At 35.1% G+C, this 25871-nt stretch carries 22 protein-coding genes, 1 riboswitch and 1 other annotated feature; of the genes, 5 read left to right on the top strand and 17 right to left on the bottom strand.

The genetic code is table 11. The features are described from left to right. Positions 1-4 precede the first annotated feature (4 nt). Positions 5-1417 carry an S-layer homology domain-containing protein gene (locus FH036_RS12975; RefSeq protein WP_000756007.1) on the bottom strand — a complete coding sequence of 471 codons (1413 nt, stop codon included), beginning with the start codon at positions 1415-1417 and terminating at the stop codon, positions 5-7. A gap of 255 nt (positions 1418-1672) precedes the next feature. Next, entirely contained in the window at positions 1673-2917 is a 1245-nt protein-coding gene (locus FH036_RS12970) for an N-acetylmuramoyl-L-alanine amidase (RefSeq protein ID WP_138322196.1), read from the bottom strand. Between the two features lie 169 nt (positions 2918-3086). On the opposite strand from FH036_RS12970, the gene FH036_RS12965 reads away from it, so the two are divergent. Next, positions 3087-3572: an 8-oxo-dGTP diphosphatase gene (locus FH036_RS12965; protein ID WP_044790473.1), complete on the top strand. Its 486-nt coding sequence runs from the start codon at positions 3087-3089 to the stop codon at positions 3570-3572. A 28-nt stretch (positions 3573-3600) separates the two neighbouring features. On the opposite strand, the gene FH036_RS12960 is transcribed toward FH036_RS12965, so the two are convergent. The 3 genes from FH036_RS12960 to FH036_RS12950 are packed head-to-tail and all read right to left on the bottom strand — an operon-like array spanning position 3601 to position 6749. Continuing rightward, positions 3601-5226, bottom strand: a complete 1626-nt coding sequence (locus FH036_RS12960; protein WP_001244291.1) for a YndJ family protein — start codon at positions 5224-5226, stop codon at positions 3601-3603. A gap of 5 nt (positions 5227-5231) precedes the next feature. Beyond that, positions 5232-5837 (bottom strand): DUF4166 domain-containing protein, encoded by a 606-nt coding sequence (locus FH036_RS12955; RefSeq protein WP_000002641.1) that lies wholly within the window; start codon positions 5835-5837, stop codon positions 5232-5234. Positions 5838-5840: 3 nt separating this feature from the next. Next, a complete protein-coding gene (locus FH036_RS12950; RefSeq protein WP_000676652.1) occupies positions 5841-6749 on the bottom strand; it encodes a DoxX-like family protein in 909 nt (302 codons plus the stop codon). 191 nt (positions 6750-6940) lie between these two features. After that, a riboswitch (Lysine riboswitch) is annotated at positions 6941-7127 on the top strand. 199 nt (positions 7128-7326) lie between these two features. Here FH036_RS12950 and FH036_RS12940 point away from each other — a divergent pair. Continuing rightward, positions 7327-8556, top strand: a complete 1230-nt coding sequence (locus tag FH036_RS12940) for an aspartate kinase (protein ID WP_139895830.1) — start codon at positions 7327-7329, stop codon at positions 8554-8556. A gap of 228 nt (positions 8557-8784) precedes the next feature. Then, positions 8785-9240: a VOC family protein gene (locus FH036_RS12935; RefSeq protein WP_000002737.1), complete on the top strand. Its 456-nt coding sequence runs from the start codon at positions 8785-8787 to the stop codon at positions 9238-9240. Positions 9241-9434: 194 nt separating this feature from the next. On the opposite strand, the gene FH036_RS12930 is transcribed toward FH036_RS12935, so the two are convergent. From FH036_RS12930 to FH036_RS27115, 4 genes are all read right to left on the bottom strand, one after another. Then, on the bottom strand, positions 9435-9812 hold the full coding sequence (locus FH036_RS12930; RefSeq protein ID WP_000920185.1) for a helix-turn-helix domain-containing protein: 378 nt from the start codon (positions 9810-9812) through the stop codon (positions 9435-9437). A gap of 83 nt (positions 9813-9895) precedes the next feature. Beyond that, the gene (locus FH036_RS12925; RefSeq protein WP_000052042.1) at positions 9896-10009 is read right to left on the bottom strand and encodes a helix-turn-helix transcriptional regulator; all 114 of its coding nucleotides are present in this window, start codon (positions 10007-10009) and stop codon (positions 9896-9898) included. 141 nt (positions 10010-10150) lie between these two features. Then, positions 10151-11134 (bottom strand): aspartate--ammonia ligase, encoded by a 984-nt coding sequence (gene asnA / locus FH036_RS12920; protein WP_000284917.1) that lies wholly within the window; start codon positions 11132-11134, stop codon positions 10151-10153. A 70-nt stretch (positions 11135-11204) separates the two neighbouring features. Continuing rightward, positions 11205-11463 (bottom strand) — a binding site (T-box leader). 131 nt (positions 11464-11594) lie between these two features. Then, a complete protein-coding gene (locus FH036_RS27115; RefSeq protein WP_041184099.1) occupies positions 11595-11768 on the bottom strand; it encodes a hypothetical protein in 174 nt (57 codons plus the stop codon). A gap of 100 nt (positions 11769-11868) precedes the next feature. On the opposite strand from FH036_RS27115, the gene FH036_RS12910 reads away from it, so the two are divergent. After that, positions 11869-12003 (top strand): DUF3934 domain-containing protein, encoded by a 135-nt coding sequence (locus tag FH036_RS12910; protein WP_000047591.1) that lies wholly within the window; start codon positions 11869-11871, stop codon positions 12001-12003. 91 nt (positions 12004-12094) lie between these two features. Here the strand turns inward: FH036_RS12910 and FH036_RS12905 are convergent, their stop codons facing one another. The 6 genes from FH036_RS12905 to FH036_RS12880 all read right to left on the bottom strand — a co-directional run bounded on the left by FH036_RS12905 (position 12095) and on the right by FH036_RS12880 (position 22229). After that, positions 12095-15289 (bottom strand): DEAD/DEAH box helicase, encoded by a 3195-nt coding sequence (locus FH036_RS12905; RefSeq protein ID WP_044790482.1) that lies wholly within the window; start codon positions 15287-15289, stop codon positions 12095-12097. A gap of 117 nt (positions 15290-15406) precedes the next feature. Then, entirely contained in the window at positions 15407-16339 is a 933-nt protein-coding gene (locus FH036_RS12900) for a response regulator (RefSeq protein WP_139895829.1), read from the bottom strand. Between the two features lie 2 nt (positions 16340-16341). Continuing rightward, a complete protein-coding gene (locus FH036_RS12895; RefSeq protein ID WP_080776371.1) occupies positions 16342-17640 on the bottom strand; it encodes a sensor histidine kinase in 1299 nt (432 codons plus the stop codon). Positions 17641-17705: 65 nt separating this feature from the next. Then, on the bottom strand, positions 17706-19418 hold the full coding sequence (gene malS / locus FH036_RS12890) for an oxaloacetate-decarboxylating malate dehydrogenase (protein WP_014481628.1): 1713 nt from the start codon (positions 19416-19418) through the stop codon (positions 17706-17708). Between the two features lie 75 nt (positions 19419-19493). Beyond that, entirely contained in the window at positions 19494-20933 is a 1440-nt protein-coding gene (gene aspA, locus FH036_RS12885; RefSeq protein WP_000224205.1) for an aspartate ammonia-lyase, read from the bottom strand. 24 nt (positions 20934-20957) lie between these two features. Beyond that, complete coding sequence (locus FH036_RS12880; RefSeq protein WP_000713288.1) at positions 20958-22229, bottom strand: cation:dicarboxylate symporter family transporter; 1272 nt, start codon at positions 22227-22229, stop codon at positions 20958-20960. Positions 22230-22605: 376 nt separating this feature from the next. Here FH036_RS12880 and pyrH point away from each other — a divergent pair, with 376 nt between their 5' ends. Continuing rightward, positions 22606-23349: a UMP kinase gene (gene pyrH, locus FH036_RS12875; protein ID WP_044790506.1), complete on the top strand. Its 744-nt coding sequence runs from the start codon at positions 22606-22608 to the stop codon at positions 23347-23349. A 52-nt stretch (positions 23350-23401) separates the two neighbouring features. On the opposite strand, the gene FH036_RS12870 is transcribed toward pyrH, so the two are convergent. Together FH036_RS12870 and FH036_RS12865 are read right to left on the bottom strand one after the other, a co-directional pair. Further along, positions 23402-24613: a phospholipase D-like domain-containing protein gene (locus FH036_RS12870; RefSeq protein ID WP_139895828.1), complete on the bottom strand. Its 1212-nt coding sequence runs from the start codon at positions 24611-24613 to the stop codon at positions 23402-23404. A gap of 111 nt (positions 24614-24724) precedes the next feature. Next, entirely contained in the window at positions 24725-25870 is a 1146-nt protein-coding gene (locus FH036_RS12865; RefSeq protein ID WP_000651868.1) for an ABC transporter permease, read from the bottom strand. Position 25871: the final 1 nt, after the last annotated feature.

Raw genomic sequence — 25871 nt, 5'->3', positions numbered from 1 at the left:
CTGTCTATAATTTTAAGTTCTTCTTCAATGTCCAATATTTTTCTTGCGCATTTTCAAATGAAAATTCTACCCAGCCATTTGGATCTTCACGATATACATTTACTTTTGTACCATTTTCTAGTTTTCCAACTTCATTTTGTGTCACATTTGGTACACTCTTAATTGGATTGTTGAACGGGAATGGAACTTGATAGTAAGATCCTACCGATTGGACAGTAGCTTTTGCATCTTTTGCATAATCTGTATAAGGAATTGCTTCACTTAATACTTCTACATTTAATGTATTAGGGTTTTTCGGTAGTCGTTTTGCATTTTGGTAATCTGCTTTATTAAAAGGCTTAATGCGTTCCATGATATTAGCGATTTTCCCAGCCCATGCTGTATCTGTTGAATACATAACATTCATTGCTGGCAATGTGTAACCTTTGAAATATCTTGCACCATCTTCTAAGTAGTTCTTTTTTACATAATCAGCGTTATATGAAATACTTAGTCCGTATGACGGTAAATATTTTGCATATGCAAATGGATCACGATCATATGCTCTTAAACCAAATAAATTATGTTTACGATATGCAATTTCTGATTTACCGTAACCAGATTCTAAGATTGCATGTGCAGCTAAGTATAGTGCATTCACACCATACTCATTTTGCGCTTTAATAAAGTCTTGTCCAATTCCAACTAACGGGCTATCTGGATGGAATCTTTGAATATAATTATCAATCTCTTGCGCTGTTACGTTAGATGGTAATGTCACATCTAGATTAATATATGATGGTTGTTCAACAGGAACATCCTTTTTTATTTGCATCGCTCTATATAACAATTGTGCATAGCTTTCACGTGTTAATACACCTGATGGATCAAATCCTCCAAGCTCATTCCCTATTGACACACCATTAGATTGCAATGCACTAATTGCTTCTTTTGCCCACCAATATGATGCATCTATATCATTAAATGTATGTGGTGCTTTTACTTCTAATTTAAATGCTCTTTGCAAAATAACAGACATCTCCGCACGCGTTAACGAGTCTTTCGGCCTAAACGTCCCTTTACCATCACCTACGAAAATCCCCATATCTGTTAATGCTAAAATTTCTTTTGGGAACATTGTCGTTCCTGCACTAATATCAGAGTATGGATTTTTATAATCACTTTTTGCTTCTGGTTTTAATGCGCGATACATTAATGCTGCTACTTGCTCACGAGTTACAACATCTCCGAAGCCAAATTTACCATTATCGTAACCTGCAATAATCCCTTTTGACGTTAAATCAGTAATTGCTTCAAGTGCCCAATGATTTTTTGGAACGTCTGGAAATTCTTTTGTAGATGCAAACGAAGTTGCTGGAGCCATCACTACTTGAAGCGCGACTGTCACTGCTAACACATTAGAAATAACTTTTTTCATAAATTTTTTAACACGTTTTTTATATGCTTGTCCCGTGTTAACTTGCCTCCCTTTATCATATAATTTTCCCTATTAAACTAACAAACTCTTAAATAGTCAACAGTAAAAGTATACGTGATAAAAATAAACTAATCTACCATTATTTTATTTATAATTAACATAATACGATATATCTTTTTATTCCGATACAAAATTACACAAACTTACATAAAAAGCCCACCTCTTTATAGAAGATGAGCTTATCAATCAACATTATTATTTCGTTAAACGAGATTTTGAAACATCAAAACCTTTCCACTCATAATAATCTAAAATACCGGCAAAAATTGCTTCAGCAGCTACTTGTCTTCCAGATTCTGAAGCTAACTTCTCATAATCCGCGCTGTTATCTAAAAATGCTAGCTCCGTTAATACTGCTGGCATTTCATTTTCTCTTAGTACATAAAAATCTTCTGGTTTTACACCACGATCTCTTGTATCTAGAGCTTTAACTAATCTCTTTTGTATTTTATTAGCTAACATATAACTATCTTTTTCACGTTCAGTTAATTCTTTCTTTTCAGATCCTTTATAATAAAAAGTTTCTGTTCCATATCCATCATGTTTTTGAGAAGCATTTGCATGGATACTTACAAAAATATCTCCATTATGTTCCTTTGCGAAATCCACACGCTTTTTAAGGTCTTCTCCTTGTTTTTCATCAAGGCGAATATCTGTTTCACGTGTTAACATCACGCGGAATGGAGTTTGTTTCTCTATTAAACTTTGTAATCTTTTAGATGTATCTAATACAATATCACTTTCATGTAATCCTTGTGTCGCTTTCCCAGGATCTGTTCCTCCATGACCAGGATCAATAATAACTACCTTTTCTACTAAAGGATTACCTATTTTTAGCGAGTCCGTCTTTGCAATAAACTTCGCTGCTTCTGCTTTCGTTACAGTTTTATTAGGTAACCACTCTGTTTTATTTACACCTTGTGAAATATCTAATTCTACTAAAATGTTGGCCTTATCTTTCCCCCAACTATCATTTAAATCTGCAAATTTTGTTTGTACTGGTTGTTTTACTTTTGCCTCTAATTTATATGCTTCAACAAGCATCGCTGCCATTGAAACTCGGTCAATTTTCCCAGTTGGATCGAATACGCCCGCTCCTTTCCCCTTAACAACGCCAGCTTTTTCTACAGCTGCGATGAATGGAGTATACCATTGGTTTTGAGAATCACCGAAAGATGGTTTAGCGTTTGTATCAATTTGTAAGTTTAAAATTTTAGCCATCATTGTAGCTGCTTCGGCACGAGTGATTTCTTTTCCTGGCTCAAACATTCCTTTTTCGTTACCTGTAACTGCACCTTTCTCTACTAAATAGTAAATAGAATCTTCTGCCCAATGTTTAGCTGGGACATCTGGAAATTTTTTTGTTTGTGCGAAACTACTAGATGAATAAGATAATATACTAGCTGCGATTAAGCCTGCTGCGATTATTCTATTTTTCATAGAATATATTCCCCTCTCAAGTACAATGTATTGATGTAACAGACTAATTATAGTTCTGAAAATTAGTAATAGTCAATTGTAATTTGTATAATTTTGTATTATTATTGTATTTTTTGTCATATTTAACTATAGTTAAAAATTATAAGGTTTTATAAGGGGAGAGGTTCGAATGAGCAACAATTGGAAAAATATAGAACACCGTATTTACACGATGTGTATGATTCAGCGGGATAACGAAGTACTGCTAATACAGCGCCCCGATCATCTAGGCTTCCCTGGCTACATCGCTCCTGGCGGAAAAGTAGATTTTCCAGAAAGTATCGTTCACGCTGCTAAACGGGAAGTAAAAGAAGAAACTGGATTACTTGTTTCAAATTTAAGTTTTAAGGGATTAGATGAATATGTAAATCCGAAAGAAAATGTTCGCTATATGGTATTCAATTATTGGACAGACTCATTTGAAGGCGAACTTCTTATGAATCCTCCAGAGGGCGAATTATTATGGGTGCCAATGGATACAGCATTAAATCTTCCTATGCAAAATTGGTTTAAAGAGAGATTCCCATTATTTTTTGAAAAAGGTACGTTTGAAATTCAACGTGTTTGGGATCGCGATTTAGATAAACAAGTTGCTATGACCCTTACCCATACGTAAAAAAGCTTGGAATCCCTCCAAGCTTTTCTTACTTCTCCTCCATTTTCTTAATCTCATAATCAATTTCTAAAAACTTAACTCCGAATATCCACATTCTATGTTTTGCTACTAATATTTGATCCTTGTTCTCTTTAATAATAAAAGTTTCTGCTAATGGTAAACGTATTGTAAAGAAACGAGTATGCAAATAAATACCCTCATCTCCCTTACCATTTCTTCTCAGCTTACTAGTAATAATTAAATTATTATTATCATTACGTAATTTTAAAACCCCCGTCATATTCGAATATGGTAGAGGCAATGTGATATTCATATATGTCTCATTCTTATACGTATGTTTTGAGTAAAGAGCTACAAAAATAGATGCTCCTGCTTCATTTTTCCTTAACCAAGCTCTTACATTCTCCCTTCCATCCTTCTCATCCATTATCCCTATGATAGAGCCGTGCATCGTTTCCCACTTGCCGCCCATTCCTAAATGTATTTGTCCTACACGCTTACTCATTTTCTCATAGCAAAATGCAAACGGGCGGAACCAGCGAGTCCATTTAATATGTGATTGTAACTCATACTCTTTTGTATTTTCATAAAAGCGAATAATACTTAAAGGAATCTTCGTCACGTCAAATGCCTCACTATGAAAATCATTCATATTATCAACTAAACCTTTGTATTCTTTACTATCTATTAAATTTCTGTTATGCAAAAATGCTTCACCAACTGTCGCATTTCCTCTTAACCCGCTCATTGGCTTCCCGTAATATTTATAATTTGGAGCACTATTTTCAATCATCCAGCCGACAAATGCTGGTAACGCTACTCCAATTCCATTAACAACACCGTGAATCCAAACCATTTGAGCAATTGTAATCGTCATTACATGTTTCAAATTCCCATACGAATATATAAGTGAAAACATAATTGTTACCATGAGTGTGCTAGACGATATGATCAGGAGAATCTTTGCACTAATAGCATTAAATTTCGTGCGCCAAACATAAATACCATACACATAAATCGCACATAAATATAGGAACACAGCAAAAAATTCAAATACCCTTGAGTACGTAATTCCAATCGCAACTGTCATCGGTGAAATGACTATAATAAACATAATTGCATCATATACTTTACTGCTCTTTTCTCTCTTCCGCCCTATTAAACCAGCTGATAACGGCAATAGAAACGCCGAATAATGAAAGTGTGCAGCTGTGAGTAAAACAATGTCAGAAGTAAACTGCATAATCGAAATCTTTGCTACTGAAGCAAAAAACCAGAAACCACCTAAAAACAAATAAATAAACGCACTATCGATAGCTGTCTCTTCTAACGGTTTCCATCCTCTTTCTAGTAATCTATTTATACCAAATAACGCAACGCTCCCCGTATATACAAACCAAATTATCGCAAATAAATATTGATTTGTTACAAATGATAACATTGCACAAATTGCCGCTATCGGATATAAAAACGATACGGATTTATAAAATAATACATATGATCCATTTCTTGCTCTTTTATCAATAATACAAAAAGACATCGGTATACATAACAAAATAGATAATAATATAATTGCTTCAACAGGATTTACATCGGGCCACTCACATATTAGAAAAACAATATAACAAGCAAGACCAAATATTATATTTCTCATATCGTTTATTTCCTTTCCACAAACGTTCCCTTATATGAAAATAGCGAACCCATTAACGGATTTCGTACTTGAACATGAATTCGAAAACATTGTAATTCGTCATCATAACTTTCAACAATGTTTGCCTCTCCGTATAAAAGTTTCGGTAAAGAGATTTTTCTTCCAAACATGTACAACCATTGTTTCTTTGAAGAAATATGCATCGCCCCCATCTCATCAATATGAAAATTCAGTGTAGAAACAAGTATGTGTGGTTCACCAAAATAATCTACAATTTCATTTTCATCAAGTTTCATTACCGCATTAAAATATCTTTTCTTATTATAAAAATAAAAAGTACGATTCCACCGCACAAGTTCATGTCCATGTTCATCATGCTCAGCGGTATTATGTATTGTAAATGGCACTCCCTTACCTCTCTCAGAGAAAAATATTCGAAACTTCGATGCAATTTTTAATATGAATTTTACGAAAAAAGTACCACCGTAAATTTCATCCATCTTTCCTTCTCCAGTAAAGCTATTTTCTTCTGTAATCTCATAGCGTTTCTGTAATTTTGGATGAAGTTTTTTATAAGAATCTCCTAATAGTCTTTCATACATATTAGCCATACATTATTCCTTTCTCTTCCTCTTGCAATTTTTTGCACTTGGCAAATCGAAGCTATTTATATAACCGACAATTGATAACCCCATTAGTAGAACGTTTAATGTAATTGGATTAAACGGCTCTGTAAAGCTTACGATATTCGTAAATCCTGCCACTATCGTTAAAGCTATTAACATAAAAATATGTAGTATAAATAATTTTTGTTTTGGAACTGGAAATATCCATATGATACCAAAAATAATTTCTAACATCCCTATTACTTTAAGAATTGCAATATTATTTCCAGTTGAATCAATACTCGCAGAAAGCATCTTCATCTCTTCTGGATGACTGAAAATTATTTTTGGGAAGATCCCTTGATACATCCATACAAATGCAAATAAAAAACATACGAGCCAATATGTCATTGTTTTTCTAATTAGTAATCTAGGGTGAAGCCCCTTTTCTAACCATAATTTTAAAGCATCAAAACTCCAAGCAGTTGCCCAGCCTAATAACGGCCGAAACATATAGAAATCTATTACATTCCCTATACGACCATACCTCGTATCATAATCATATTGCGTCTCAAAATGAATATGTTCTTTACAGGGTGTATACTTCCAATAACCACGCCCTATTTGAATAAGAGATAATGTATTATCCGTCCAAAATTTTAAAGAAGAAATACGTTCTCCCGTTTCTTTCCTTATCTCACCTATCGATTCACCTTCTCCAGCTATTTCAAGTCCAAATCCGATCTTTGTTTTATATAAAAATTTCTGTGGTTCTCCTTCTTGTTTTTCTAAATACGAAATTTCAGTAAAGCGAGCATCCCATTCTGTATGTATATGTGGTTCTTGCGTGTATTCCCATAATTTCTCCATTGTTGTGTTCATTTCTGCTGAAACATAAATAGGCTTTTTCCCTTTCATTCTTCCACCTCCAATGAACTATAATTTTAATGTACATGTAATAAATTTATTTTGCTACATTTTTCACAAACTTCCTCATAAAAAGATAGAATTTTTAAAATATATATAAAACACTTGATTCCTCGAAAAATTTAAATTATTATAAAACAAATGTTACCAACAACTTCATAAATCAAACACTCTCGCCTAAAACGTGAGATAGAGGTTGCGATACTTATGAGTATTTTAATGGAGACACAGAGATGTCTATGAAATTAGATGAAAGGAAGTATTGCCGAAATCGATATATTTCTCTGTATGTATCGATTGGGGCTGTTTTCGAATAGAAACAGAACTGTCATATGTACAGACATGTACGTATGAAGAGCTATCTACAAAAAAGAGATATCATTTTTATGGTATTCCTTTTTTGGCGGTTTTTTTATTAGCTCCGTTTTCTGTTTCCCTTTTCCTGTAACAGCACCATCCTCACTTATTTGAGATGGTGTTTTTTGTTTTTCTCTGGTAACTACAGGAATATTGGGATTTATATATGTCCTAATCTATTCTTAAAAATGGATGAAAGAAGGAATTCGTAATGGAAACGATTGTACAAAAATTTGGTGGCACTTCTGTCGGAAGCGTTGAACGCATTCAACATGTAGCAAATTTAATTATTGAAGAATATGAAAGAGGACATAGTATCGTCACTGTCGTTTCGGCAATGGGAAAAAGTACAGATGAACTTGTCGCACTCGCTAACGCGATTACAGAAAATCCGAGTAAACGCGAAATGGATATGCTTCTATCAACAGGAGAGCAAGTGACTATTTCATTATTAACGATGGCACTACAAGCAAAAGGTTATAACGCAATTTCATTAACAGGATGGCAAGCTGGTATTACGACAGAATCTGTACATAATAGTGCACGGATTACTGACATTCATACAGATCGAATTCAATCTTATCTTGCTGAAGGTACGATTGTTATCGTAGCTGGCTTCCAAGGCGTTAGTGAAAACCATGAAATTACAACGCTTGGACGCGGTGGTTCTGATACAACTGCTGTTGCATTAGCTGCGGCACTGAACGCAAAAAAATGTGATATTTACACAGATGTGACCGGCGTATATACGACGGATCCACGAGTTGTAAAAGATGCTTATAAATTAGATGAAATTTCTTATGACGAAATGTTAGAACTTGCAAATCTCGGTGCTGGTGTATTACACCCGCGTGCTGTTGAGTTTGCTAAAAATCATAATGTCATGTTAGAAGTTCGCTCAAGTATGGAACAAGAAAATGGAACAATTGTAAAAGGAGAATGTAACATGGAACAACAATCAATCGTTAAAGGTATTGCATTTGAAGATAATATTACACGTATCACAGTGAAAGGATTGGAACAAGGCTCGCTTTCAACAGTTTTCGCTACATTAGCAGCGGCACATATTAATGTAGATATCATCATTCAAAGTATTACAAATGAAGGAACTGTTCATCTCTCCTTCTCCATCCATTCTAATGATTTAAAAGAAACATTAGAAGTATTGGAACAAAATCAAGAGGCACTTCACTATGAATCAGTAGAATATGAAAATCATTTAGCAAAAGTATCAATTGTAGGATCTGGTATGGTATCTAATCCAGGTGTTGCTGCGAATATGTTCACTACTTTAAAAGAAGAAGATATTCATATTAAAATGGTAAGTACATCAGAAATTAAAGTGTCTGTCGTTATTGACCGCCTTCATTTAGTAACAGGTGTCGAGGCGCTGCATCAATCATTTCTGGCGAAAATTGAGCCTTTAGTGCAGATGATCTAATTTTATATGTTCAGTAACACATATAAAAAAATCATATTAATCTACTTCCTTCCTAATTAAACAAAAGCTGTTCGTTAACAAGATGCTATATGACATAAAAAAAACACCTTGTCACATTTTCCTATACTGTGACAAAGTGTTTTTGAATGAAAGGAATTTGTAACTACTTAGTAGTATAATTATGAGCATGATTAAATAATAAACTTTTATACATAAGGAGATAAGACTATGGCAAACAACAAATTACTACGAATGGACAATATCAGCATAGTTGTAGAATCTCTTGATAACGCAATCTCTTTCTTCGAAGAGATTGGATTAAAACTAGAAGGACGCGCTACTGTCGAGGGTGAATGGGCTGGTCGCGTAACTGGACTCGGTTCTCAGTGCGTGGAGATTGCTATGATGGTAACACCAGATGGCCATAGCCGAATTGAACTTTCGCGATTTCTCACACCACCTACTATAGCAGATCATCGAACAGCTCCTGTAAATGCCCTCGGTTATTTACGCGTCATGTTCACCGTTGAGGACATTGACGAAATAGTATCCAGACTTACTAAGAATCATGGTGCTCAGCTCGTTGGCGAAATAGTTCAGTACAAGGATTCGTATCGACTCTGCTACATTCGTGGAACGGAAGGCATTTTAATTGGTTTAGCAGAAGAACTTGGTAACAAGTAAGTAATGTTTTACTGAAGTAAAAATATTTGAAAAAACTTTACGCTTAATAAAACTTAGATTTTGAACCCCGTCCTAGCTTTAGAACGGGGTTATGCTTGTTTGGACTTTTTAACATACTATTAATATTTCAAAATTATTATAAAACAATTCAATTGCATGTTATAATCTTTCCTAGGAAATATAACTGACTCTTCTCACTTCTTATCAAATATATCTTTTCTTTTGAAAAACGATTTGAACTCATTCAACATAACTTTCTTTACGTCAGAATAAAAAACCATCATGAATAGTGCAATTCCTAATAATACCTCTTGCATTCCTTCATAATCAACGAAAGCACTCACAATTAGCAAACCAAATCCAATATAAAAACCAAACTCATTCTCTTTCTCAAAATCCTCATCAATATGTATTTTTTCTTTAAAGCTTTGGTTTCCTTTTATTAATTCATCTAGCGTGACATTATACATTTCGCTAAGCAAAATTAAATTATCAATATCCGGACAGCTTTTATCCTGTTCCCACTTACCCCGCTTTAACAGGCAGTAAATCTCATCAAAGCTTTTAAGCACAATCAAGGCAGCCAGATGCGATTAACTGCCTATAAAAGCCCGATTGGTTCAACTAATAATCAGTAGGATAAATCGCCCACTGATTAAAGTTTCACTTTATACACTGCTTGCCTTGTCACACCAATTTTCTTAGCAACATCTTCCTGTGAAAATCCTTGTGACTCTCGTAATCTTTTAAGTTGTTGTCCTAAGCTCATAACGTCGCCTCCTTTAACAAATTATTACATAAAAGGTTCCAAAAAAGAAAGAAACCATTAGTAAAACTCACTGTAAACCATTCGTTTACACAGTAAAAAAAGAGAGAATAGCTCTATATTTAAGCTATTCTCTCTCTTCTATTAAAATAGATGAATGTTTTCCTTCTTGCAAGCTTCACGTAAATCGTCAGGCCATACAGAAGATTGAACTTCACCGATATGTGCTTTACGTAAGAAGTACATGCACATTCTTGATTGTCCAATACCACCGCCAATTGTTAATGGTAGTACGTCTTCTAAAATACCTTTATGGAAATCATACTCACGTTTGAAGTCTTCACCTGTTTTCGTTAACTGCTCATCAAGTGATTTACTATCAACACGAATTCCCATTGATGATAATTCGAATGAAGATTGTAATACTGGGTGCCAGAATAAAATATCACCGTTTAATTTCCAATCATCATAATCAGCTGCGCGTCCATCATGCTTTTCACCTGAACGAAGTGCATCACCAATTCCGATAATGAAGACAGCACCGTGTTCTTTTGCAATTGCATGTTCACGATCTTTCGGTGTTAATTCTGGATATTTATCTTCTAATTCTTGAGAAGTAACGAAAACAATTTCTTCCGGTAAATACTTTCCAAGGAACGGATATTTTTCAAATAAGTGATCTTCTAAATCTTTGAATATTCCATAAATTGTTTGTACTGTTTTTTGTAAGTATTCAACAGTACGCCATTCTTTTTGAACGATTTTTTCCCAATCCCATTGGTCAACATAAATGGAATGCGTTGCATCAAGTTCTTCATCACGACGAATCGCGTTCATGTTTGTATATAAACCTTCACCAGCTTCATATCCGTATTCATGTAATGCAAATCGTTTCCATTTCGCTAGTGAATGAACAATTTCTAATTCTTCTCCTGAATGTAACATATCAAATTCAATTGGACGTTCTACACCGTTTAGGTGATCGTTTAATCCTGATTTTTTCGTTACGAATAATGGTGCAGATACGCGGAATAGTTCAAGGCGTTTTGCTAATTGGTCCTCGAAAAATGTTTTAACTTCCTTAATTGCGATTTGAGTCTCTCTTACTGTCATTAATGATTGATACATGGTGGTTTCCTCCTAAAATGTTTGGATGTTGTGAAAAGAAGCCAACAAAAAAAGCCCTTCTTTCCCAAAAAACTGGGACGAAAGGCTTTGGTTCCGCGGTACCACCCAAATTAGCAACAGAGGTTGCTCACTTATACAATACGGAGATGAAATATCTCGATACTGTTCTTCTTGTAACGGCGAAGTTCCCGGCTAAGTCTACTTTCCTATAAAGGATTTCGGTTAGCAACTCCAGGAGGTTCTTCATAATAGGCTTCGTATCAGGCTCACACCACCCCTGACTCGCTTAAACTACGTCCTACTACTACTCGTCCTTTCATAGTCGTTTTGTTGTCACATCTCTGAAACATTTTATTAATGATTATTCTATACAAAAAATAAAGAAAGTCAACAAAAAGTTTTAAAATATTTTTCAATTCTTTATTTTACGGCTTTATTGATTGTTGTTAATTTAACATCTTTACTTTTTCTGCCTCGTCAATCCAAAAAATGTTTCACTGACCGAAACTAACGTATACACAATAATTAATGTGATCGTTCGGAATATAGAATCCGCAGTATTTCTTATTATTTTCATTTTCTTTGTAATTCCTTTCAGTTTACTTGCAAATTCATGATATACTATAGCATTCAAGCAGTTTGTTTTCCTTAAAGCAAACATAGTCATTTATAAAGAGTATTTTCTAAATCATTGACTATTATCAAATTAGATTTTTATATAACGGAGTGATTATATGAGTAAAACGAAAGCAAAACCGAAAAAAGGTGTAGGACAAGGTACAGGAAGTAAAGGGTGGAACCGTTGGCAATCAAGTGCAAAAAAGAAGAAAGCTGCAAAACCATACAAAAGTAAAGGTACAAAGAAATAACATTTAGTTTCTTTACTTTGTACAAAACAAAATATAATTATTACAACGAAAAAGCTATGCCCTCATATATTTGAAGGCATAGCTTTCTTTATTAGATCATTAAAATATCTCGAATTTCTTCTTCCGTGATTGATGATAATTTCTCTTCTCCCGGCTCAATCACTTCAGCAATTAAATTTTTCTTACTCTCTTGCAGTTCGTGCATTTTTTCCTCAATGGTTCCGTGTGCTACTAATTTAATAACTTGTACTGTATTTTTTTGCCCCATTCGATATGCCCGATCTGCTGCTTGTTGTTCAACAGCTGGATTCCACCATAAATCGTATAATATAACCGTATCAGCGCCTGTTAAGTTAAGACCTGTACCACCAGCTTTTAAAGAAATGAGGAATAGGTCTCCTTCTCCTTCGTTAAACCGATTACATAGTTCTACACGTTCTTGCGAAGGTGTATTCCCGTCTAAATAAAAGTATGGAATTGCTTGACGATTTAATTCACGACCAATAATGGACAGCATCTTCGTAAATTGAGAAAAGATTAAAATTCTCTTACCAGTACTTCTACATTCCTCTAATATGTCTAACAGTTGCTCAAATTTAGCTGAACTTCCCTTGTAATCATCAACGAATAAAGCGGGATGACAACAAATTTGTCGTAATCTCGTTAAGCCGGCTAAAATTCTAATTTTATTTTTACGTAACGTATCTTTGTCCAAATGCTTTAATGTTTCTTCCCTTAATTTCGCTAAGTAAGCAGCATATAGTCTCTTTTGATCTGGTAATAACTCCGATGACTGTAAGTGCTCTATTTTATCTGGAAGCTCCTGTAATACATCTTCTTTTAGTCGTCTTAATACGAACGGTTTTACGCGCTTCGCAATATCTTCACGCCTTAAATCACCGAATTCTTTTCTTCCTGGTAATAATTCTGGAAATACGACGTGAAAGATAGACCATAGCTCTTCTAATGAATTTTCTACAGGCGTTCCCGTTAGTCCGAAACGATATTCAGCTTGAATTGTTTTCACTGCTCTTGCAGTTTGCGTTGTCGGATTTTTAAACGCCTGTGCTTCATCAAGAAATAGTGTATGAAACGGCCTCGCATACGATCTTACATCTCTTCTCAGTAATGGATATGACGTAATTACGACATCAAATTCTGCTACATCTTTTAAGATTTTTCGCCGTTCTGTTTGATTTCCATCTGCAATAACTGCTCTAATATGTGGAGCGAATTTTTTCAATTCACTAAACCAATTATAAACAAGCGAGGACGGTGAAACGACTAATATAGGCAGCTTCTTCTCTCGAATTTCAGACAGAACAGAATCTATATAAGCAATACTTTGCAGCGTTTTTCCAAGTCCCATATCGTCTGCTAAAATACCGCCAAAACGGTAATAGGCGAGTGTCTTCATCCACTCAAATCCGTATACTTGATACTCTCTCATTACAGCATGTAAAGTTTGTGGCACTGTAAACTTTAATTTTTTCGGGTTTTGAATGCTTTCAACTAAATCTTGCACAGACTCATCTAAACTTAAAACATTACCTTCATGAAGTCCGTTCATCCATTTTACACTCCGAATAAGCGGAACATTCACTTCTTCCCCACGTAAAAATTCTTTTCGAATACCTGATTCTTTTACAAACTGATTAATTTCATTAAACTCTTTACTCTCTAGTGATAATAAAGAACCATTCGCTAATCGGTAATATTTACGTTTCTCTTCCAGAGCGACTAATACTCCTTTAATTTCCGCTTCCGGTATTCCTTTTATATCAAAACGAAATGATAACCAATCAATTCTTTCTTTTCTTCTCACTCTAATAAGTGGTGCTGTATCCCCTTTATGAATACGTAATTTGATTGCTGTTGTCGCGTAAATATCAACTAAACCTTTTAACGTTGGAACGATGTGATATAAAAAGTTATACTCAGCTTCTTCATTATGCATAAAGTAGCCACCTTCTGTTTTCGCAAAAGCACTTTCACTCATAATGTCTAAAATCTCTTTTTCCTTTTTCTCATCACGATTAAAAACAGAAGGTTGCCCGTCTTCTTCTAGCGGATTAATCACGACGTTTCCATAATGGAATTCGAGCCCTGCTAGCAAACGATTTTTTACTCGATCTAAATACAGCTTTGCTTTTAGCAACGGCGTTTCAACACGATCGGATATTACTTCATCAATGCGCACTGTTCCAAGTTTCATTAATCCAGGCACAACTTTCGCTACGAAATGTTCCATCTTATTTTCAGGAATATAAAACTGATTGCTATTTGAGCGACTCATCATCTTTTGTAATTCAATAAGTCGCATACAATCTTCCATAGGTAAATGATATAATTTCCCATCGTAAAGAGCGTTGTTATACATCTCCATAACTCGAACACGATTTAGACCGTCTATATGAAGGGTAAACCCGCCATTATTCCCTTTCGTAAACTCAAAATGTAATGGCAATAACCCTTTTGAAATGTGTAATCCCTGAAACAGTTGCTCATTTTGTTTCAGCTGTACATACTCGGCTCTAGAAAGTGCAGAGAGCATATCATTCCACGAAGCTGGCGGTATAAATATCATACTTTCATCTTGTTTCGCATGTACTTCTAGTGCATCTTCATACATTTTTTCATTATGATATATTTTAATGAGTTGTTGTATAATCGCGTCTGTTTCTTGTTTAAAACTGTGTACATCTGGCGTATATGTAAATTCATTGGAACAATGAAAAGTCTCTCTCTTCTCCACTTTAGAAAGAAATTCTCTAATATGATTTATAAAATATGTTTTCGCAAGTTTTAACTGAATTCCAAGAAGAGCCCCACCGCTTTTCGTCGCTACTGGTAAACATATAAACGCAACATCTAATATTTCACGTGTATCAAACCGATGTTGTTTACTTTTTGGCCTCAGTGGTTTATCTGCAAACAACTGAAACATCCCGTTTGTTAATTGATCATTTCTGCTACTAACAGAGCCCATTCCACCCGTTTGCTGGTTATAATTTATTTGTATCAACACAGCTGCAACATGTTGACAGTACGTTTGGAAAGATGCTAACGAAGGACAACTACATCTCGCAACAACATCACCTTTCTTAGCTTTTTCTACTGTAACATGGAAATCCTCGTTCCCTTTTACCGTCGCCTCACAAATTTCTTTCGTTTCATCATAGTAATTCACGATTACTTTATTTGATTTATAATAAGCTTCGCCTCTTTTATATGAGGTTTCTCCGCATACTTCTTTAATAATCGATTTATTTAATGTAAAACTCATTGTTTTGACACTTCCTTAATGTAAAGCCATTTTCTCTTACTTAACATTTTACATGCTTCACGAGAAAATATAAAATGTTGATTTAACAAAAAAAGATGCTTATTTATAAGCACCTTTTCACTCTATCTCCATCAGTCGTTTCGCCTCAAAATACAACACTTGAATAAATTTTTTCGTATTAATTCGTATATGGCCAGAAGTCGCTACCCCATCCTTTGTCATTTCTGTCATCCGTTTTCTAACTACAGTGAAATCAAAAAACTTCGGAGCATAACTTTCAAATTTCGGATTTGAAAAGTCTGTTAGTCCAAGAGAAGCTAAATGGTTTAATGATTGATAAATTGCTCTTCTTACACGTTGTTCAGATGCTTTTTTCTCCTTCTCTATATCTGCATCTGAAGCTAGTTCCCCTAATTTTTTCAGTGTAATTTGGTGGAAAATATCTTTTAACGCAGGAAATCCAAATTCAAATGTTTGCGCCTTTTCTTGTCCATATAAATATTCCAGCATACTAAGTAAATCTTTACTTCCATTCTCTCCCGCAATACCGAGTTCTGATAGTAAGAAGCGTCCTGAATCTGATATCTTTTTCCCTTCTTGCACTGTTTCACTACGCATTTGTGGCTTTTCCCACTGAAACACATTATTCAATGATTTTTGAATGTCATATATAGAACGTTCCAAACGAATACGTTCTATCACTTTTCGTACAACAGATACTACTTCTATTTTGTTTAGTGGTTTTGTAATATAATATTCCACACCAAGTGTATATGCCTCACCAATGAGCTGTTTCGATTCAACTTGGGAAATCATAACAATTTTCCCAGTAAATGAAGATGCTATATGGCGAACTGTTTCAATGCCGTCTCTCATCGGCATTAGTAAATCAATAAATAAAATGTCCACTTTTTTATAATTTAACTGTTCCGCTTCAATAAACGCTCCATCTTCCGATTCTCCAATTACTTCCCCAAGATCGCCATCCTCAATAATTTGCGAAAGCATTGAACGGAAAACTTCATCATCATCTACAATATAATAAAACAAACCTATTCCCCTTCCCGCTTTAAACTGCACTCCGGTAAACAAACGATAAACTTACACCCGTTCCCATTTTCATTGTCTTCTAACCTTACTTCTCCGCCGAGCTCTGTTACCATTTCAGCTATGTAAGAAAGTCCAATACCTGTGGACGGTGTTCCTGTTTGATCATACTTTGAAGTAAACCCGGGCTTAAATACTAATTTCTTATACTTTTGTGCGATACCTGGGCCATCGTCAATCACTTCAAAGATTACATTTTTTTCTCGTTTATATAACTTAATACGAATGAGACCTCTATCTTCAATTGCTTCAACTGCATTCGCAACTAAGTTATTAAAAATTGATAGCACTGTATACACGTGATATGCAGCGTGTTCACCTTCTATATGTTTAGAAAAACGTATATCTTTCTCTAACATTTCAGCATACTTTTCATTTATTCTTACAATCATTTCTGTAAGCTCATGACCTTCTACATACTCAGCCACATTTTTATCTAATAACAGTTTAGATAATCCTGCAAAAATCCTTTGATTATCCTTTTTTATTTCGTGCACTTCTCCTGCTATTTTCAATGCTGTTTTACTGCTGGAATCATCATTCGCTTGTAAATTCCGATATAATTGATACGCTTCTTGTGTAATTAATTCTGCATTTTGTAACGTTTTTTTCAAATGAACAGATTCTACATATAAATTTGAAAGGTGCATGAACATTTTTTCATTTTCTTTTCGAACTTGTGATTCTTTTAATTTCGTTTCATATAAATTCATCATATTTAAAAAGCCAAGTGCAAAGAAGCTACGGAAAATAGCAATAATGATGAGTTTATTTACTTCAGAAATTGTTATTGTTGTACCTAGTACTAACATGTGATAAAACGCAAGTTCCGACATACTTGCAACAATTTCAATTGAAATTCCAAGGCACCCAATAACAATTGGCTTCTGATGAAACTTATTCACCCTACAAAGTGAAAAAAGACTTCCATAAATAAAATAATAAAAGAACACAGGATAACGCAAATAAAATGATTCTGTCATATGAAATGAGCCTTGCATGACCCAGTCAAGGCATACGCGGAATAAGACTACACATATACCGACAAGAATACCTGCAGCAGCTGCTGGTATTCTTCTTAAAAATAGTAATAAAAAGAAGAATAACGGCGTCCCAAAGCTAACCCGAAACGTATCATTAAAAGGATGAAAATTAAGCTCTCCTGCAATCGGAACAACTACCATTAATATAATTAAAAGGGATATATCTTTCTTCCATAATTGATTCCAACTCAAAGGTGCCACTTCCTATACTCTTTTTTTCAGTAATAAAAGTGAAAGCCCGCTTATATTATAAACGGGCTTTATTTCTATATTCTAACCTTTTCTACCGCTTTTATTTGGCGATACTCAGGCTCCCAGATTGCTTCTTTCACTGCAATCTTAATATCGTTATCACTTAAGTTCTCTCTAGCTACACCTTCTGCAACAGCAACTTTCGCTACTTCAATTGCTACCATTTCCGAGATATTACGTAATTCTTCAACTTCTGGCAAAATAGGTGCTCCTGGCTGACTTGTGTCCACCATACTTGCAACTGCTTCAGCTGCTGCTGCGAACATTCCATCCGTCATAACGCTTGCACGTACGACAATTGTTCCAAGACCAAGACCTGGGAAAATAAGTGCATTATTTGATTGTCCAATCACATACGTTACACCGTTATATGTAACTGGTTCAAATGGACTTCCTGTTGCAACTAACGCTCTTCCTTCTGTCCACTCGATTAAATCGGCTGGTTTTGCTTCAGCAAGTGGCGTCGGATTCGACATTGGTAAAATGATTGGTCTTTCTACGTGAGAAGCCATTTCTTTAATAATTTCTTCTTTAAATGCACCAGCAACAGTTGATGTACCGATTAAAATTGTCGGTTTCACATGTTTCACAACTTCAGCAAGTCCGATCACACCATTTTGTTTCCACTCACTTACTTCCGCTTCTTTTCTTGCATACGGAATTTGGAAATCAAGAAGATCTTCCATATTATCTGTAACTAATCCGTTACGATCAATACACCAGAAACGCTTATATGATTCTTCTTCTGATACGCCTACGCGGACCATCGCATCTCTAACTTGATCTGCGATACCGATTCCAGCCGTACCAGCACCAAACACAACAACGCGGTGTTCACTTAGTGGTACACCCGAAGCTTTCACTGCCGATAGCACAGCAGCAAGTGAAACTGCACCTGTACCTTGAATATCATCATTAAACGTACAAATATCATGACGATATTTATCTAGAATTTTTCGTGCATTTCTAGAACTAAAGTCTTCCCAATGTAAAAGTGCTTTCGGGAATTGCTTACTTACCGCTTGTACAAACGTATCAATAAATTCATCGTAAGCTTCACCAGTTATACGAGGATGACGATTTCCAATATAAAATGGATTGTCTAATAATTCTTCACGATTTGTACCTACATCTAAAATTACCGGTAATACGCGGCTAGGATCGATCCCAACTGCGGCTGTATAAACAGCTAATTTTCCGATTGCGATGTTAATACCACCAACGCCCCAGTCACCAATTCCTAATATACCTTCTCCATCTGTTACAACGACTAAATCAATATTTTCTGCTGTTGCACCAATATTGGCAAACGCTTCTTCAATACCTGACGGATCGTTAATTGATAAATACACACCTCGTGGTTTACGATATTCATGACTATATCTTTGAATCGCTACACCAACAGTTGGTGTATATACGATTGGTAACATTTCGCGTAAATGATCTGTTAAAATACGATAAAATAATACTTCATTTCGATCATGTAACGCTGTTAAGTATACATTCTTTAATAAATCATCCGGCTGAGAACAAAATTGTTCGTATGCTCGGCGTGCTTGTTCTTCCAATGTTAAAACTGCTGGCGGTAATAACCCTTTTAAACCTAATTCTTCTCTTTCTTCTTGCGTGAAAGCGACCCCTTTATTTAAAAGCGGTGTTGATAATACTTCTACTCCTCTTAATGTCGTTTCTAATGAACCATTAGAAGCTACTGTAAACTTGCTCATAACATCCCTACCTCTATTCATATATAGCATTTCTATATTGTAAACAAAAAAGAGGGGCTTGTCCCCCCTCTTCTTTTAATTTTTCTTTAAAAGAGTTGCTCCTGCAATCCCTGGGTGTGTCATTTCGAATGGATCTAGAATTAATTCTAAGTCTTCTTGTGACAGTACACCATTTTTCACACAAAGTTCTCGAACGGATTGCCCTGTCGCGATTGCTTCTTTCGCAACGCGAGCTGCTGCTTCATAACCGATATGAGGGTTCACGGCTGTAATAATTCCTACACTCTTCTCAACATACTCTTTTAAGCGATCTTCATTCGCTTCAATTCCTTTTAAGCAATTGTCTGTAAAGGCACGGAAACCGTTATTCATAATGCTAATTGATTGAAGTAAGTTGAAAACAAGTACTGGTTCCATAACGTTTAATTCTAATTGTCCTGCTTCTGAAGCAAGGCAAATTGTATGGTCGTTACCAATGACTTGGAACGCAATTTGATTAATTACTTCTGGCATAACAGGATTTACTTTTCCTGGCATAATAGATGAACCTGGTTGACGAGCTGGTAGCATAATTTCCGCTAAGCCAACGCGTGGACCTGATGCCATTAAGCGAAGGTCATTTGCAATTTTAGACATATTCATCATACATACTTTAAGTGCTGCTGATACTTCTGTGTATGCATCCGTATTTTGCGTTGCATCTACTAAGTCTTCTGCACCAACAAGTGGTAGTTCACTAATTGCAGCTAAATGTTTTACAACTGCTTCAATATATTCTGGATCTGCATTTAAACCTGTACCAACTGCAGTTGCCCCCATGTTCACTTCATATAAGTGTTGACGTGATTGCTGAATTCGTTTCATATCACGTTCAAGTACACGAGAGTATGCTTTAAATTCTTGTCCAAGACGAATTGGCACAGCATCTTGTAAATGTGTACGACCCATTTTAATCACATGATCGAACTGTTCTGCTTTTAATTCAAATACATCGTGCATATAACCCATCGTTTGTAATAAACCTTCTAATGCGTTTAATGTTGCGATATGAATCGCCGTTGGGAATGCATCGTTTGTTGATTGTGCCATGTTTACATGACTATTTGGACTAATATAATGATAGTCTCCCTTTTCCATCCCTAATAATTCAAGCGCACGATTGGCAATGACTTCATTTGCATTCATGTTCATTGAAGTACCTGCTCCGCCTTGGATTGGATCTACAATGAAATGATCATGCCATTTTCCATCAAGAATTTCTTGAGCAGCTTCTGCGATCGCGCCGCCCTTGTTCAATTCCAATCTTCCTACATCTGTATTCGCAAGCGCTGCAGCTTTTTTTACAACTGCGAACGCTCTAATTAAACCTTCATGGATTTTGTATCCTGTAATTGGGAAGTTTTCAACTGCACGCATTGTTTGTACGCCGTAGTATGCATAGTTTGGTACTTCTTTTTCACCTAAAAAATCTTTTTCAATTCGAACACCATTTTTAACTTCAGTTAATGTTGCCATGATTATTCACTCCTTAACGATTTCTTATGCTGCTTTTGTTTCTTTGACTGTTTCTACATATTGTTTTGCTTTCTCATTATCGAATTCGCCTTCCCACTTCGACATAACAATGGCCGCTAATGCATTTCCTAATACATTGACAGATGAGCGAATCATATCTAAAATGCGGTCAATTCCCGCAATTAACGCGATACCTTCTAGTGGTAATCCCATTGAACCTAACGTTGCTAATACAACAACGAACGATGCACCTGGAACTCCCGCCATACCTTTGGATGTTAACATGAGAACGAATAATAACGTTATTTGCTCTGTCAGTGACATGTGCACACCGTACATTTGTGCAACAAACAATGCCGCTAACGCTTGATAAATAGCCGATCCAGTCAAGTTAAATGTATAACCTGTCGGAATTACGAAAGAGGCAACTGCCTTTGGACAACCGAACTCTTCCATTTTTCTCATTATATTAGGTAAAACAGCTTCTGAACTTGCTGTCGTAAATGAAAGAATTAGTTCTTCTTTTAAAATTTTCATTAATGTAAAAATATTTACGCCAACCATTCGTGCATTAATACCTAATACAATCACAACGAATAGTATAACAGTTACGTATACAGCTAGCACTAGTTTTCCTAAAGGAAGTAATGTTGCTACACCAAATTTTGCAACCGTAACCGCAATTAATGCGAATACACCAAATGGTGCAAATTTCATAACTTGATTTGTAACCCAAAACATCGCTTCGAGTACACCTTCAAAGAAGTTAAAGACAGGCTTTCCTTTTTCCCCAATTGCCGCAACTCCTAAACCGAATAATACTGAGAAGAAAATAATCGGTAATAAGTCACCTTGTGCAATCGATTCAAATACGTTTTTTGGTACAATGTGAACAATTGTATCAGCAAAACCTTTCTTCTCGGTTGCATCGGCTGTTTGTTTATAAGAAGAAATATCACTTTGCTGTAAGTTATTCATATCAACGCCAGTACCCGGTTGGAATATATTTGCCGCAAGTAATCCCATTAAAATAGCAATCGTCGTAATAATTTCGAAATAAAGAATTGTCTTACCGCCTAGTTTCCCAAGCTTTTTCATATCTCCTACACCAGCTACTGCAACAATTAATGCTGAAATAACAATTGGTACTACAATCATCTTAATTAAGTGAATAAATATATCCCCAATTGGTGTGATATAAGAAATCGCCGTTTTATTGCCATAAAAGACTGCCCCTACTACAATCCCTAAAACAAGCGCGACAAAAATTTGTGTTGCCAATCCGAATTTTTTCATTTATGTTCATCCCCTTCATGCGAACGCTTTCAATTTGAATTTATAAAAGCTACTCACACATCTTATAAGCGAACCTACAAAATCATACAAAAACCTACAAGTTCGTCACAAAAAATTCAAATATTTTTCTTCTTTTTTTCATTGACACCATTTTGTTAAAAAACTATAAAATATACTTGATAAGTAATCAGATTATTTCGTATAATCAAAAAGATATATACTTACAACAAATCAAAATGAAAAGGAGTGGATGATATGAAAAATTATGTGCAAAAATTCGTTCTATCTTCTTCTTTTCTTTTTCATTTTCTTAAAAAGGAACAAAGGCATTTGCCTTTGTTCCTTTTTTATTGCGATCTATATAGGGGGAATTGTTATGAGGCCATATAAACGTGTCTTAATTAAATTAAGCGGCGGTGCACTTGCCGATCAAACTGGAAATAGCTTTAACTCCAAACGATTAGAACATATCGCAAACGAAATTTTATCCATTGTTGATTTAGGTATCGAAGTATCCATCGTCATCGGTGGCGGGAACATTTTTAGAGGTCATCTAGCGGAAGAATGGGGAATCGATCGTGTAGAAGCTGACAATATCGGTACGTTAGGTACAATCATTAACAGCTTAATGCTACGCGGCGTTTTAACAAGTAAAACAAATACAGAAGTGCGCGTTATGACTTCCATCCCGTTTAATGCTGTAGCTGAACCATACATTCGCTTGCGTGCAGTCCACCATTTAGATAACGGGTATATCGTTATTTTTGGAGGTGGTAACGGGCAACCATTTGTTACGACAGATTACCCAAGTGTTCAAAGGGCCATTGAAATGAATAGTGACGCCATATTAGTTGCAAAACAAGGAGTAGATGGCGTCTTTACTAGTGATCCAAAACATAATAAAGCAGCAAAAATGTACAAAAAACTAAACTATAACGATATAGTTAGGCAAAACATACAAGTAATGGATCAAGCCGCTTTACTACTTGCCCGTGATTATAATTTACCAGCACACGTCTTTAACTTTGATGAGCCTGGAGTAATGAAAAGAATTTGTTTAGGTGAGCATGTGGGGACGTTAATTAATGACGATGCTTCATTGCTTGTGCATGAAAAATAATTATTTCCCATCAAAAAGGGCGTCTTTTCTAGACACCCTTCTTCCTTTATCATCACAAATAAAAATCAATCCATCCCGCAAATTTCTCCTTACAACGCTCCCAAAAAGATAACTTCTCAAAAAATTCTTTCCTCATTTCTTTTGAATCACGAAAATCCTCTGTTAACGCCTTATTAACTTGCCCTACAATAGGACCGCCATGAATATAAAAATTCATTTCATCATTTATATTGAAGCTACGCGAAGTAAAGTTTGTTGTGCCAATAACGGTTAATTCATTATCAATAAGCATTAATTTTCCATGGAACATTCCTTTTTTATACCCATATACAGTAATCCCATTATTAACAGCTTGACGTATATATGGATACGCCGCTTCTTTTATAAGAGGTAAATCTGGTTTATATGACCAAAGTATTTTTACTGTAACACCACGCTTTTGTGCTGCAATTAAAGCATTCATTGATTCTTTATTTTTCGCTATAAAATACGGCGTTGCAATTACAATGGCGTGCTGAGCTTGTTTAATGAGCTCTATATATTTTTTAGCAACGTAATGCCCATTGTAACTCGTCATAGTATGTAATGTATTCCCTTTACTAGCTTTATTCGTACTCCTCTTTATCTCTTCTTTCGTATCTCGTTTCCAATCTAAAGCAAATTGTTCTTCTAAATCTTTTGCGCCTTCTCCTTTTATCCGTACATGATAGTCTCGCCAGTACCCAAAGTGTTTATCTTTCCCTAAGTACTCATCCCCTATATTAAAACCACCCGTATAACCAATCTCCCCATCAATTGTCGTAATACGGCGATGATTACGATGGTGAAGTGAATAAAACCCGAATGGTAATTCAGGTTTTCTACTATACGTAAAATGTACACCACTTTCCCGCAATTCGTTTATCATCTTTCTTTCAAATGATAAATCATTAATACGATCAACGGATAAATAGACGTTTACTCCTTCTTTTGCCTTTTCTTTTAATAAGTTTAAAAAAGTATGGCTACTTTTATCATCCGACAAAATGAAGAAATACGTGTAAATGGAGCTTTTGGCTTCTCTTATATCAGTAAATAATTGTTTATAAAAAGACTTCCCTTCTACATATAATTGAAAGTCACTATGATGAGGTGCATACTCTGTCGGCATGTTTTTCCCAGCTTCCATTTTCCTTCCTAAGGTAACGTCAATATGCATCCAAATTAAAATAAAAATGAAAATAGCAATAATAATAGAAGTAACTCGCAATATTTTTTTAATCATTTTAATTTCCTTCCGCTCGTTTTCTTTCCGCCTTTCTATTTTGTCATTCAAATTTAGATTTCATGCTTCATACAAAAAAGGATGTGACTTAACGTCACACCCTTTTTTATATTAAACAAAGTTCCTCGCATCATTATTTCTTCCAAATTTATAAATCGCAATTAAGAAGAATGCAATTGCAAAAGCAAATAAGATTAATATGTTTAAATACAACTCTGAGAACGGTATTCCCTGTTGTAGTTTTGCTATCGTATCTAATAACCAACGCTGCGGAAGAAAATCAGCTACTTTTTGTACCGCCTTTGGCATAATGTCGTACGGGAAATAACATCCAGCAAGCAAACATGTTGGTACTATCACTAAATTTTGCATTGCATTTGAAGCAGCTGAACTTTTTGAGAACGACACAATAACTAATGATAAACCAATTGCAATTAAGGCAAAGATCATTAGCACACCAATCATTACTATGAAAGGCATATTAATATTTGTATGAAAAACATTCGTCAGAAATAATACTGCAATGACAATTTGCAATGTTAATATCATCATATTTACCGCGACGTTGGACAATATAAATTTCTTTCCGTCAATTGGTGTTGATAATAATCTAAAGTACGTTCTATTCTCTTTTTCTTTTAAAATAAATCCTGATAAGTTCACTGCTGAAAACAGCATAAACATAATAAGATAACCCATCGTTTGATTTGTCATATCTTTATTTTTCGATGTATCTTCTAGCGTCTCCGTTTTCATTTTAAATGAACTTTTTTGATACCCTGCGTACATACTATTAAATGCACTTTGATCTGTTCCTGCTACTTTACTAATAGCTGCTACATTATCTATATAGTTGTATAAATATGATTTTATAAACCCCGTTACTTGATCACCTTTAATCGATGCAAGTTCAATATGATCTGGTTCCCCTTCTCGAACACTTTTTGAAAAACCAGAAGCTAATGTAATAACTCCATCAAGTTTTTTGGAAGTGAGTTTATCCTCTACTTCAGACTCCTTAACCTTACTCACATTCACATGATTTAATCCTTCTAAAAACTTTATCGTATCGTTTGCTATCGGCTCATTTTCTTTATTTACAATCCCGATATTTAACGTTCCTTGCCCTGCATTTCCGTATATCGAAAAAGAGATGAGCGTCCCGATTATTGGCAAACTAATAATAATGATTAACCCTTTTTTATTTTTCAAAAGTACAGATAACGTTTTTTGTATGAGCCATAAAATATCTTTCATA

Source organism: Bacillus sp. CD3-5 (genome assembly GCF_006349665.1).
In the GTDB taxonomy this organism is placed as follows: Bacteria; Bacillota; Bacilli; order Bacillales; family Bacillaceae_G; genus Bacillus_A; species Bacillus_A paranthracis.
The sequence above is the reverse complement of the archived record's forward strand: the minus strand, read 5'-3'. Positions and strand labels throughout refer to the sequence as shown.